The sequence below is a fragment of the Gillisia sp. JM1 genome (assembly GCF_000424645.1).
Taxonomy (GTDB): Bacteria; Bacteroidota; Bacteroidia; order Flavobacteriales; family Flavobacteriaceae; genus Gillisia.
Genome location: NZ_KE384219.1, coordinates 917,041 through 930,087, shown reverse-complemented (window position 1 = coordinate 930,087; position 13,047 = coordinate 917,041). Strand labels below are relative to the sequence as shown.

General features: G+C 34.3%; 12 protein-coding genes. 9 read left to right on the top strand and 3 right to left on the bottom strand.

The features are described from left to right. Positions 1–95: 95 nt before the first annotated feature. The 8 genes from H033_RS0118675 (at position 96) to H033_RS21105 (ending at position 8,003) form a co-directional block, all read left to right on the top strand. Complete coding sequence (locus tag H033_RS0118675) at positions 96–977, top strand: tetratricopeptide repeat protein (RefSeq protein ID WP_026839656.1); 882 nt, start codon at positions 96–98, stop codon at positions 975–977. A 61-nt stretch (positions 978–1,038) separates the two neighbouring features. Then, positions 1,039–2,394 carry a UDP-N-acetylmuramate--L-alanine ligase gene (locus H033_RS0118670; protein WP_026839655.1) on the top strand — a complete coding sequence of 452 codons (1,356 nt, stop codon included), beginning with the start codon at positions 1,039–1,041 and terminating at the stop codon, positions 2,392–2,394. A 76-nt stretch (positions 2,395–2,470) separates the two neighbouring features. Next, entirely contained in the window at positions 2,471–3,169 is a 699-nt protein-coding gene (gene radC, locus H033_RS0118665; protein WP_026839654.1) for a RadC family protein, read from the top strand. A gap of 12 nt (positions 3,170–3,181) precedes the next feature. Next, a complete protein-coding gene (locus H033_RS0118660) occupies positions 3,182–4,471 on the top strand; it encodes a DUF7033 domain-containing protein (protein ID WP_026839653.1) in 1,290 nt (429 codons plus the stop codon). Continuing rightward, positions 4,458–5,147 (top strand): YjjG family noncanonical pyrimidine nucleotidase, encoded by a 690-nt coding sequence (locus H033_RS0118655; protein WP_026839652.1) that lies wholly within the window; start codon positions 4,458–4,460, stop codon positions 5,145–5,147. The genes H033_RS0118660 and H033_RS0118655 overlap by 14 nt, the downstream gene beginning before the upstream one ends. A gap of 46 nt (positions 5,148–5,193) precedes the next feature. After that, complete coding sequence (locus tag H033_RS0118650) at positions 5,194–5,745, top strand: hypothetical protein (RefSeq protein WP_026839651.1); 552 nt, start codon at positions 5,194–5,196, stop codon at positions 5,743–5,745. A 3-nt stretch (positions 5,746–5,748) separates the two neighbouring features. Next, the gene (locus H033_RS0118645) at positions 5,749–7,158 is read left to right on the top strand and encodes a DUF5723 family protein (protein WP_051228096.1); all 1,410 of its coding nucleotides are present in this window, start codon (positions 5,749–5,751) and stop codon (positions 7,156–7,158) included. After that, positions 7,155–8,003, top strand: a complete 849-nt coding sequence (locus H033_RS21105) for a hypothetical protein (RefSeq protein ID WP_051228093.1) — start codon at positions 7,155–7,157, stop codon at positions 8,001–8,003. Before H033_RS0118645 ends, H033_RS21105 begins: the two co-directional genes overlap by 4 nt. Here the strand turns inward: H033_RS21105 and H033_RS0118635 are convergent. Then, positions 8,000–9,274 carry a replication-associated recombination protein A gene (locus H033_RS0118635; protein ID WP_026839649.1) on the bottom strand — a complete coding sequence of 425 codons (1,275 nt, stop codon included), beginning with the start codon at positions 9,272–9,274 and terminating at the stop codon, positions 8,000–8,002. The genes H033_RS21105 and H033_RS0118635 overlap by 4 nt on opposite strands. A 150-nt stretch (positions 9,275–9,424) precedes the next feature. Between H033_RS0118635 and H033_RS0118630 the strand changes: the two genes are divergently transcribed. Continuing rightward, the gene (locus H033_RS0118630) at positions 9,425–10,171 is read left to right on the top strand and encodes a rhomboid family intramembrane serine protease (protein ID WP_026839648.1); all 747 of its coding nucleotides are present in this window, start codon (positions 9,425–9,427) and stop codon (positions 10,169–10,171) included. A gap of 399 nt (positions 10,172–10,570) precedes the next feature. Here H033_RS0118630 and rlmB read toward each other — a convergent pair whose 3' ends face one another. Continuing rightward, positions 10,571–11,308, bottom strand: a complete 738-nt coding sequence (rlmB, locus tag H033_RS0118620; RefSeq protein WP_026839647.1) for a 23S rRNA (guanosine(2251)-2'-O)-methyltransferase RlmB — start codon at positions 11,306–11,308, stop codon at positions 10,571–10,573. A 363-nt stretch (positions 11,309–11,671) separates the two neighbouring features. Next, a complete protein-coding gene (locus H033_RS0118615; RefSeq protein WP_026839646.1) occupies positions 11,672–13,042 on the bottom strand; it encodes a RagB/SusD family nutrient uptake outer membrane protein in 1,371 nt (456 codons plus the stop codon). Positions 13,043–13,047 lie beyond the last annotated feature (5 nt).

The window sequence follows — 13,047 nt, the reverse complement described above, 5'->3', positions numbered from 1 at the left end:
GTATGAAGTATTGGAGTTAATGTTTTGTTAATCTGATGCTCAGGTTGCTATCTGGTAAGAATTATGCATGACATTAATTTCTTACATTACGTTTTATGAAAAAAATTCTCATTTTATCTATCATATTATTAACTTCATTGTCCTATTCTCAATCGATTTCGGACAAGGCAATTTCCTATCTAGAATCAGGAAAAGTAGCCGAAGCTAAGACCCTTCTGAATGAACAAGTTAATAAAAATAATGCAGACCTTATTGTCTTCGAATTATTAGGGGATATTGCCAGTTTTGAAAAAAACTGGGATACAGCTATTTCTTATTATAAAAAATTGGTTGTTGCTAATCCGGAAAATGCAAACTTTAATCTAAAATATGGAGGAGCGCTGGGGATGAAAGCATTAAGCGTTTCGAGATTACAAGCGGTGGTTTATATTCCAGACATTAAAAAGTATTTATCCTTAGCTGCAGAGCAAGATCGCTCTCAAATTGTAGCTAGACGCGCTCTGGTAGAATTATATATAAAATTGCCAGGGATCTTAGGAGGAAGTGATGAAAAAGCATTGATGTATGCCAATCAACTAAAAGATCTAAGTCCCGTTAATGCTTACTTAGCAAAGGGCTTTATTATAAAGGAGAATGAGAATATTAAAGAGGCATTAGTTTATTATAAAAATGCATTTAATAAGTACAGAAACACCAATGGCAATATGAAATCAAATTCTCTAAATTATGAGCTTGGAAAAGTTGCGGCAGAGCTTAATTTAGAATCTCAATATGGCATGCAATTACTTGATACTTATACGAAAAACTACAGTTACAAAGATAGGTGTTCTATGGAGTGGGTGTATCTGCGTAAAGCCCAGATTTTGGCAAATATGAGGAATAAAAAAGCTGCATTAGCATATATTGATAAGGCTCTAACGCTTAAGGCTGATTTTAATGAAGCCTTGGATGAAAAGAAGCGAATTCATGAACTATAATTGAGTATTTCTATGCATTTTAGTATGCTATAATACCTATATTTGCTTCAAATTTTATTACATGAATCTTCATTTTATTGCTATTGGCGGAAGTGCTATGCACAATTTGGCATTGGCATTACATCATAAAGGATATAAAGTTACGGGAAGCGACGATGCTATCTTTGAACCATCTAAATCTAAATTAGAAAAAGAAGGCTTATTACCCGCCGAGATTGGTTGGTTCCCTGAAAAAATATCAAATGAACTAGATGCTATTATTTTGGGTATGCACGCTAAAAGCGATAACCCCGAATTACTTAAAGCTACAGAGTTAGGAATCAAAATATATTCTTATCCAGAATTTTTATTTGAACAATCTAAAAATAAAACTAGAGTAGTTATTGGAGGCTCCCATGGGAAAACCACAATTACTTCAATGATTCTGCATGTTTTGCATTATAACGGTAAGGAGATAGACTTTATGGTTGGTGCTCAATTGGAGGGATTTACTAATATGGTTCATTTAACAGAAGAAAATGATTTTATCTTATTAGAAGGAGATGAGTATTTATCTTCTCCAATAGATAGAAGGCCAAAATTTCATCTTTATAAGCCGAATATTGCTTTATTAAGTGGAGTTGCCTGGGATCATATCAATGTTTTTCCTACTTATGAGAATTATGTAGAGCAATTCGAAATTTTTGTAGATTCTATTGTTAGTGGAGGTATCGTGGTTTATAATGAGGAAGATCCTGAACTTGTTAGAATTGCAGAGAATACAACTAACCAAATTCGAAAGCATGGATATAAAACGCCTGAATATTCTATAGAAGACGGAATTACAGTTTTAAACACTGCAGAAGGGGATTTGCCAATAGAATTGTTTGGAGCTCATAACCTCAATAATCTAGCTGGAGCAAAATGGATCTGTCAGCATATGGGAGTAGATGAAGATGATTTTTATGAAGCTATTTCAACTTTTAAAGGGGCTTCTAAAAGGTTGGAGAAAATAATAGATGCTAATAATACCTTGGTGTTTAAAGATTTTGCTCATAGTCCATCTAAAGTTACTGCCACAACTACCGCAGTAAAAGATCAATATCCTGATAAAAATGTAGTTGCATGTTTAGAGCTGCATACTTATAGTAGTTTAACTCCTGAATTTTTAAAACAATATAAATCTAGTTTGAATAGTGCCGATGAAGCCATAGTTTTTTTCTCTCCGGAAGCACTTCAGATAAAGAAGTTGCCTCCAATAACCGAAGCGCAAATCTTTGAAGCATTTGGAAACACAGATCTAAATGTTTTCACTAATTCTGAAGACTTCAAGCTTCATCTAAAAAATATGGATTATGCAAATAAGGTGTTATTGCTTATGAGTAGTGGGAACTATGGCGGATTAGATTTTAATGAGATCAAAAACTGGATTTCTTAGCAGTTTAATTTTTTCAAATTAATTAGAATTTCGCTCATAATTGCTTGATTTGTTTATATTTATATAAATAATCTGCATGAGTAACGATAAAATTCCTTTTACGATAAAAAATTGGGCAATAGACGATAGACCCCGAGAAAAATTGCTTCAGAAAGGAAAACTTTCTTTAACAGATGCTGAATTGATTGCAATACTTATTGGTTCTGGAAATAGAGATGAGAGTGCTGTAGAACTTTCAAAGAAAATTCTTTCAAACAATCAGAATAACCTAAATATTTTGGGCAAGCAATCCGTTTCTCAACTTATGCATTTTAAAGGAATTGGAGAGGCAAAAGCTATTTCCATTATTGCTGCCATGGAGCTAGGGAGGAGGAGACGTTCTGAAGAAGCATTGGAAAATGTGAAGGTTACGTCCAGTAATTCTGTTTTCGAAGTATTACAACCTATACTTGGAGAATTGGCACATGAAGAATTTTGGATCCTATATCTTAATAACGCTAATAAGATCATCGAGCAATTCCAGGTAAGTAAAGGCGGGATCACTGGAACCTTAGTAGATGTTCGAGTTACCTTGCGCAAAGCTTTAGAATTAGGCGCAGTTTCTTTGATACTTGCCCATAACCATCCTTCTGGAAATTTAAATCCGAGCGAAGCAGATAAACAATTAACTCTAAAGCTTAAAACGGCTGCGGAAAGTATGGATATTAAAATTCTAGATCACCTTATTGTTACTGAAAAGTCCTATTTTAGCTTTGCCGACGAAGGATTGATGTAACTCCCATTTACAATGCTTTTAATTTATACTCAAAAAGTAACTCCCAGAATAACTTACGCATTTAAGCATATTTGCACTCGCGTATTAGGGATAGATATTAAATTCACTTCCAAAATAGAAGAATTCATCGCGTATGATAGTATGAAGTTCTCTTATGGTAAAAAGAGACTTGGAAATGAAATGTTTTTTCAGAATGTAGATTTATTACTAGAACAAGGTTTCAGCGATGTAGAGGTCAAGGTGCAGAAATGGGATAATACGAAGTGTTTATTCCCTGTTTCAGAAAATAGCGATCTACCATTCGATATTTTTGCTGCCACCTTTTATTTACTTTCCAGATACGAAGAGTATTTACCTCATGTAAAAGATAGTTTTGGGAGATTTCCAGCTTTAGAAAGTTTAGCATCTAAGGAGGGTTTTTTAGACTCTCCGGTTATTGATATTTGGATACAGAATTTCTCCAATTTACTTATTAATAGATTTCCAGAAATTTCCTTTAAGAAAAGAAAATATCAATCCTCCTCTTTAATTTCAGTGAGCCATGTTTTTAATTTCAAAAATAAAGGCTTGCTAAGAAGTTTCTCTGGAATTATATCGGACTTAACACAATTAAAGTTTAGCAGAATAACCGATAGATTAAGGGTTCTGCTTAGACTTAAAAAAGATCCCTACAATGTTTTTGATGATCTAATATTATTGGTTAAAGAACACAAGGTCAATTTAAATTTCATGTTTCAGTTAAGTAACTTCAATGTGTACGACAGAAATATAAATCATAACAGACTTAACTATAGAGAGATCATTAAATATGTAGCAGATTATTCTGAAGTGGGATTGCGATTAGGTTATTTTGCAATTCCGGATATTGAGGTTTTAAAGGTTGAAAAGAAGCGGTTTGAAAATATCATTCACGGGCCTTTACAAAATGTAGTAAATACAAAGTATAATTTACTCTTACCGGAACATTATGGTTTTTTAAATGAACTTGAGATCCCTAATGATTATTCTATGGGCTATCCCGAAACAATTGGATTTAGAGCAGGAACGAGTTTGCCCTTTTTGTTTTATGATATCAATTTAGAGATAACCACTCCATTAAAGGTGCATCCTTATGTTTTTCATTCTCAGGCAACACGTATTTATGATGCTAATGAACTTCAGGGAATTGTTCTCAAGATCATGAAGGATCTTAAAAGAGTAAAGGGGAATATGCTTACTATCTTTAAAAATCGAGATTTCTCAGAATATGCCAATTTTAATTATCATTATTCATTACTAAAGCAAATACATGAAATTCAATAACATAAAACACGTTTATTTTGATCTGGACCACACCTTGTGGGATTTCGATAAAAATTCAGCATTAACTTTCGATGTGATTTTCAAAGAAGAAAATATAGGTCTTGAAATTCAGGATTTTTTAGACACCTATATTCCTATTAATATAGACTATTGGGCACGATACCGAAATAACTTGGTTTCCAAAGAAGTATTGCGCGTCGGCAGGCTTCATGATAGTTTTAAGGCGATGAAAATTCAGGTTTCAGATGAAGTAATAGACAATCTATCAAATAGATATATTAGTGTTTTACCAGGTTTTAATCATCTGCTCCAGGATACAATAGAGATTTTAGACTACCTGAAGCCCCAATACAAGCTGCATATTATCACTAATGGTTTTGAAGAAATTCAGCATAACAAAATGCAAAATTCCAAGATAGCAGACTTTTTTGAAACCATTACCACTTCTGAAGAAGCTGGAGTTAAAAAGCCGCATTTTCAAATATTTAATATAGCACTTCAAAAAGCCAATGCAACCCCCGAAAATTCTATTATGATTGGTGATAGTTATGAAGCTGATATAGAAGGGGCCAAAAATGCAGGCTTACAAGCTGTGTTTTTTGATTATTATGGTAAAAATGAAAGTAGGCAAGTGCCTCAAATTCAGAAGTTAAATGAGTTGCGTAAGTATTTATAGCAATAAAGAATTTATATCTTCGTTTCACTAAAAGAATGTTCCCCAGATGTCTTTTGTAAAACTACTTCAAACCCCCATTTTGCTATTGCTTTTTAGCGTGGTTATGCTTTCTTGTGTAAAAGATATAGACCTAGATCAAACAGAAGAAATTGCACTTACACCAGACCTTCAGGTAAGTTTATTGGTTTTTGATGTGACCAGTGCGGATTTTGAGGACAAAGATACTGGAGAATTTACTGCAGTAATTCGGGATACGGTACGTTTAGAATTTTTAGATGATAGTTATATTCAAGATGATCTAAGTACCGTAGAATTTAGCTTTAGATATACCAACTTCTTTCCGCAGCAATTTAGAAATAAAATCTCCTTTCTTTCTGAAAATAATAGAGTGCAACATTCTTTGCAATTTGATATAGCGCAAGGTGATAAAAATAATCCTGTAGTAACAGATTGGGTAGAATTTATTGAGAATGAACGGATTGATGTTATTAAGAACTCCATTAAAATGGTGGTGGAGATCGAGGTGTTACCAAATCAAAATATTTTTGAAGGAGAGCTGAAATTTGAGTCGAAGGGACTTTTCTCATTTGAATTTTAGCGCATGAGACCCTACCTTTCTTTCGCAATTTTATTTTTTGGAATTTTCTTTTGCCAGGCCCAGAATAAGCAGTTACTCTATAATGTAAATGGCTTGCCGCAATCCTTGCTTAATAATCCTGGGGCAAATGTAAACTTCGATGGGCATATTGGAGTTCCGCTATTCTCTAAATTCCATATTTCAACAGGTTCTTCAGGTGTCAATTTGTTCGATATTTTTGATGATTCAAATCAAGATGTTAACCAGAAAGTAAGTGCTGCAATTAGACGATTAACCAGAAATGATTATTTTACGCTCCATCAGCAATTGGAAATACTTTCTTTTGGATGGAGACTAGATAATGGGCAATATCTTTCGGCGGGGGTTTATCAAGAAATGGATATGTTTGCCTATTTCCCTAAAGATCCAGCGCTATTGGTGAATGAAGGTAACAACGCTTATTTAAACGTTCCTTTTGATTTTTCTGATGTGTCTTTTACAGGAGAAATAATGACCGTTTATCATCTGGGAATCAATAAAAAAATAAACAGAAAATTAACGGTTGGAGCCCGCGGTAAACTGTATTCGGGAATATTTAATGTTGCTAGCACAAACAATTCTGGTAAATTTATAACTCGAGATGATCCTAACACCCCTAATTTTTATAGACATTTTGCTGAAAACATAAATATTCGGGTAAATACCTCTGGGTATGCTTCTTTGAATAATACGGGAATGACGGTACAGGAATCTACAGCAGATTTATTAAAACGTTCTTTTTTTGGAGGTAATATTGGTGCAGGAATAGATCTTGGAGCCACCTATAATTTAGCCGATAATTTTAGGATAACAGGTTCCATCTTGGATATTGGTATTATGTTTCAGCAGCACGATGTGGAGAACTATTTGTACTATGGAGATTATGAAACAGATGGGATAGAACCTTTGTTCCCAGACGTGGCTCCAAATGATAACACGATTCCTTATTGGGATCTTTTTGAAGATGAGGTAGATAGGAACTTAAAGGATGAGACCCTAAATGAAGATTATACCACGTGGAGACCTGTAAAATTTAATGCTGCTATAGAATTTGGTTTCGAGGAAATGTTTGAAGTTTGTGATTATAGGAAAACTTATAAACGTCGCAATTATAACCTTATCGGGATGCATTTATTTGGAGTAAAGAGGCCTAGATCTATGAATTACGCGTTAACTACGTATTATGACAGGAAGTTTTCTAATAATCTTCGAGCAAAAGTTTCTTATACAATAGATGACTTTTCATATTATAATGTTGGTTTGCTAGTTTCAACAAAAATCAAGAAATTTAATTTTTATATTGCAGCAGATAATTTAGCGGGATATTTTAACCTTGCAAAATCACAAAGTGCTTCCCTTCAAATTGGGATGCAATTTATATTTAAAAAACAATGAGAAATACTTATTTAATTTTTACGCTATTAATAGGTTTTTGTTTTACGAGTGTAGGACAAAATTTAAATTCCTATAAGTATGTTTCTGTGCCCGAAAAGTTTGATTTTTTAAAGGAATCAAATCAATATCAAATGAATGAGCTTACCAAGTTCCTGTTTGAAAAATATGGGTTCACTGCTATTTTAGAAAACGAAGAAGTGCCTTCGGATTTTTCTAGACAAGATTGCAATATATTGTATGTAGATGTAATTGAGAATAGTGGTTTGTTTAAAACTAGTCTTCAAATTTCTTTAAAAGACTGTAAGAATAAGCAAATTTTCCTTTCCGAAGAAGGTAGTAGTAGAGAAAAGGAGTATAAAAAGGCCTATCAAGAAGCGCTTCGAGATGCTTTTTCTTCATTTGAGACTGTTAATTATAGTTACAATAAAAATTCAGTAACAGAAGAATCTAGAGCTGCTAGGAAGCAGAGAAAAGAGAACGAGAAACCTGTACAAGAAAACACTAAGCCGAAGCCAGAAGTAATACTAACTGCTATTCCTCAAGTTTCTAAAGAAGCCTCAACATTAGAGAAATCTGCATCTGCTAATAAGAATGAAAAAGTATATGTTTCAGGAAATGTTGAATATTATATTCTGAATACCGATTTTGGATATCAATTATTTCAAAGTCAAATGGAAGAAGCATTTGCTAAAATGGTAAAAACTGGGAGTGAAAATCATTTTATTTATTACACGATCCAAGGCCAGGGCATTGCATATTTTGATAAGGATGGAAATTTGAATGTGGAGATTTTAAATGCTCTGGATAATTCCACTTCTATTAAAACTTATAATATTAAGAATTAGTAATCGTACTTATTTTTCCAACGTTTCTTTAAGAATTCTCGTTGAGCATCTTCCCTTTGATTTTTTCCAGGTTTGTAGAACATAGTGTTTTTAATCTCCTCTGGAAGAAATTCTTCTTCAGCAAAGTTATTTTCATAATTGTGAGCATATTTATAATTGTCTCCATAACCTAGATCTTTCATCAATTTGGTTGGAGCATTTCTTATGGGCAATGGAACCGATAAATTTCCTGTTTCTTTCACAATGCCTTGTGCAGCATTAATTGCAGCATAAGACGCATTGCTTTTTGGGGAAGTTGCCAGGTATATTGCACACTGGCTTAATATTATGCGAGATTCTGGAAACCCAATAGTTGTGACTGCTTGAAAAGTGTTATTTGCCATTATCAATGCTGTAGGGTTTGCATTTCCAATGTCTTCACTTGCAGCTATAAGTAATCGTCTTGCAATGAACTTCACGTCTTCTCCGCCTTCTATCATTCTGGCTAGCCAATAAACAGCTCCATTTGGATCGCTTCCTCGTATAGATTTTATAAATGCTGAAACAATGTCGTAATGCTGCTCTCCCGTCTTGTCATAGAGCACAGTGTTTTGCTGAACCTTCTCAAGAACTAGCTCGTTAGTGATCTCTATTGATTCCTCTACGGAATTCACCAATAGTTCAAAAATGTTCAATAATTTTCTTGCGTCACCTCCGCTTAATCTTAGTAAAGCTTCAGTTTCAGTAAGAGTTATATTCTTCTTTTTTATTTCAGAATCTTCTTTAATCGCCCGATGCAATAAAGCAATAAGATCGTCTTTTTCAAAAGCTTTTAAAACATAGACCTGGCATCTAGAAAGCAGGGCAGAGATCACCTCAAAACTTGGGTTTTCTGTAGTAGCACCAATTAAAGTAACCCATCCTTTCTCTACCGCTCCCAGTAAAGAATCTTGCTGAGATTTACTAAATCTGTGGATCTCATCTATAAATAAGATTGGATTTTTGGTAGTGAAAAGACCTTCTCCTTTTTTTGCGCGATCTATTACGTCCCGAATATCTTTTACACCGCTATTAATAGCGCTTAAGGTATAAAAGGGTCTATTGCTCTCTGTTGCTATTATGTTGGCCAAGGTGGTTTTACCAACGCCAGGAGGACCCCATAATATAAGAGAAGGAATCATTCCTTGTTTTAACTGTTGCGTAAGCGCTCCATTTTTTCCTATTAAATGTTGCTGACTCAAATAATCGCTAAGTTTTTTGGGTCTTAATCGTTCTGCAAGAGGTTCATTCATTTCACAAAGGTAGGAAATCAGGAATGACTGATTCTCATATTTAAGATACTGTTGACAAAATGGCAATACACATAATTGTGCATAGCTTTTGCTATTGAATAGAGTTCCAAAGCTTAGCTATTCATAATAAAATTATAAATTAGACCTATGTTGAAACAAAGAGAGCCATTTACTTTTTCGACAGGAGTCATAGCCTATCCAATCTTGTTTGTATTAATTTTATGGTTGGTGTTTTGGTTTGAGATCCGGTTTGGATTCGATTTTAATTATTTCGGTATTCAGCCAAGAACGGTAAAGGGTCTAAGGGGTATTCTTTTTTCACCCTTTATTCATTCAGATATTAAACACCTTTTTCATAATACCATTCCTCTTTTTATTTTAACAATGGCACTGTTCTTTTTCTACAGAACCATTAGCTGGAAAGTGTTATTGGTAGGACTGTTCTTAACCGGATTTTTCACATGGCTTATAGGTAGGCCAGCCAACCATATAGGAGCAAGTGGAGTTATCTATTTATTAGCCTCTTTTTTATTCTTTAAAGGAATATTTTCAAAATACTATAGATTAATCGCGCTTTCTTTAATTGTGGTTTTTCTTTATGGCGGAATGTTATGGTTTATAGTTCCTGTAGACCCAAAGATCTCATGGGAAGGGCATTTGTCCGGATTAGTTGTAGGACTGCTTCTAGCCTTCGTATTCAAGCAAAATATAGAAATAAAGCCGAAATATGAGTGGGAGAAAGAAGATTATGATCCTCAAAGTGATCTTTTTATGAGCCATTTTGATGAAAACGGAAATTTCATAGAAAGCTTGCCGGAGCCAGAAATTTCTGAGGAGGACATACCTGAAAATAAAACAGTTTATAGATATTTTTTTAAGAAATCTAAGGAGGAGTAAGCTTTACATACTTGCATCTTATTGACAAGCACATGACTTTTTTAACGCAACCCCAATATGGCAGTTTCTTTTTTTTATTCTTAGAGAGAAACAGATTGAAAAATCTGCAAGAAATTATGCTGATTTAGAGAATGATTTAGAAGTTGTTTTGTTAGATTTGTTATAATAGTGATTGCAGGCACGGATTACAAATCCGCGCTCTCGAGTTTAGAGAATGATCTAGAAGTTGTTTTGTTAGATTTGTTATGATAGTGATTGCAGGCACTGTTGTTAGCACGGATTGTAAATCCGCGCTATTGGATAGATTCGTTTTGATAGTAGTTGCAGGCACGGATTACAAATCCGCGCTCTCGAGTACGACCTATAATTATGTTTTTAAAGAAAATAAAGAAGATTAGTTTAAGAGCGTTGTCTAACTATTTCATACAAAAACGCACCACAAGCTACAGAAACATTTAAAGAACCGATTGTTCCAAACATTGGTAATCTAGCTTTATCGTTTACAATCTTTAAAACAGAAGGGTTAATTCCTCTTCCTTCACTACCCAGTACTAGAGCTGTAGGCTTGTTTAATTCGGTTTCGTAAATAGATTGATCGCTTTTCTCTGTTGCGGCCACTACATTCACTCCAGATCCTTGTAAATAGTAAATAGCATCTTTAATATGATTGACTTTACATATAGGAATATTAAAAACAGCTCCGGCTGAAGTCTTTACAGTATCAGCATTTACTGGTGCTCCTCCCTTATCTTGGATGATGATCGCGTGAACACCACAACATTCTGCAGTTCTAATAATCGCTCCAAAGTTTCTAGCATCGGTAATCTGATCTAAAAGCAAGAATAGGGGAGTGGCATTAGTATCTTCTAATACTCGTTGCACAACTTCCTCCATATCTGGAAATTCTATAGGAGATATTTTGGCTACAACCCCTTGGTGGTTTCCTTGGGTAAGTTTTTGAAGTTTTTCTACAGGAACATAAGAAATATTAAATCCTTTTTTACCAATTAAAGATAACAGCTCTTGGAATAGCGTATTATTAAGTCCTTTCTGAATATAGATCTTATCTATATTCTTTTCACTTTGAATCGCCTCCATCACCGTTCTAATCCCAAAAATTGTAGTAGTATCTTCCATAGCCGCAAAGGTAGTACAAAATGAAAACTTATAACCCAGGCTCATTAAAAAAAAGCCACCCCAAATTTCTCAGGGGTGGCTGTTATTTTTTTTTTGTATATCCGTTTAGAGTCCAGTGAGCAAATTATCCCATCTGAAATGGTCGCGTCACCCTGAACTTGTTTCAGGGTCTTATACCACATATTTGAGATGCTGAAACAAGTTCAGCATGACGGTAACAACCTGTAATTAATTAATAAAAAACTATTTACTGGAACAAAAGCGGACATACAGAAATTTTTTAACTGTGAAATTATTTTCACGGTCTTTTATAAATATTATTTCTATAATACCTACTGGCTTTTTTGAAGGTATCTTTTTACTTTAGTTAGTATATCCCGGATTTTGCTCCAAATTAGGATTTGCATCTATTTCTCTTTGTGGAATTGGCAATACCAAACTATTGGCATTAAAAGCCAAACCATCTATAGATTGTTTTAAGCGTTTTGCGTCGTGTAATGCAAATCCTTCAAATGCTAATTCTCTTTTTCGTTCCTCAAGAATTTCTTCTAAACTAACCGATGAAAGAGTAGGGGCATTGGCTCTAGTGCGAAGCGTGTTAATATCCTCTAAGGGTGTAGCACCTAAAGAGCTGCCCAATCTAGAATTTGCCTCTGCACGTATCAAATACATTTCTGCCAATCTTATGAATGAAATATTGGCAAATTGATTTTGCCATTTGGTGCTAAGTAAGGTACCATTTCCCTCGTAAAAGAAAATACCTCTGTCATCTTCATCATCATTAAAAACTGCGAAATAAAGTTCTTCTATTGTTACATCTCCGGTAAGAGATCTTCCACCAAAGGCTCTGGTGGCCCAATATGTATTCATGTCATTAACACCATCCTGCGTTGTAATTTGCCAAGCAAATATATCTTCCGTAGAATTCCCATCGTTATTAAAAGCACTGGTAAAATCTCCTGTAAAGGAATATGGGCTTTCTTCAATTACCGTATTAACAGATTCTAATGCTCCCTGATAATCGCCCTGTTGAAGGTAAACTCTTGCTAATAAGGCTTCAGCAGCAAATTTGTTAGCATAAAAAGTTCCATTGGGATTTGTGGCAGGTAATTTAGCAATTGCATCTTTTAAATCCTGAATTACAAAATCATAACCTTCTTCCACAGTGTTCCTGGTAGGAAATTCTATTTGTGAGGCGTCGCTCACTCCTGTGGTAACAAGAGGCACTCCTAACTGAGAATTTCCACCTTCTGCTTTATATGGTAAGGCGAAGAAGCGGAGTAAATCAAAATAAACTACAGCTCTTAAAAATTTTGCTTCTCCCTCAACTCGAGCAGCATCTTCTTCCTCTTCAAATTTATCTAGATTTTCTAAAATTAAATTTGTTTGGTTAGAAACTGCATAAGAGAAAATCCAGTAATCTTCCACAAAACCATTTCCTGTGGTAATTTCTTTTCTATTGAATTCGGCAGGACCCTGAAAAGTGCCTCGCCAAGCTAATTCTCCTGTATTTGCAATTAATTCTGAAGCTAAATTATAGTCCCCTGAAAAAATATTGTTTTCGCCTGCAAGATCATAGGCTCCTACCAATAGATTTTGAATATTATTTGCAGATCCCAATGCCGCTTCAGGAGTGAGATCTTGTTCCGGTTCCAAGTCTAGATTATCATTACAGCCAGTAAAAATAAAGGCCATTAGGATTATCATAAGGTTATATATTCTTATTGATTTCATAATGT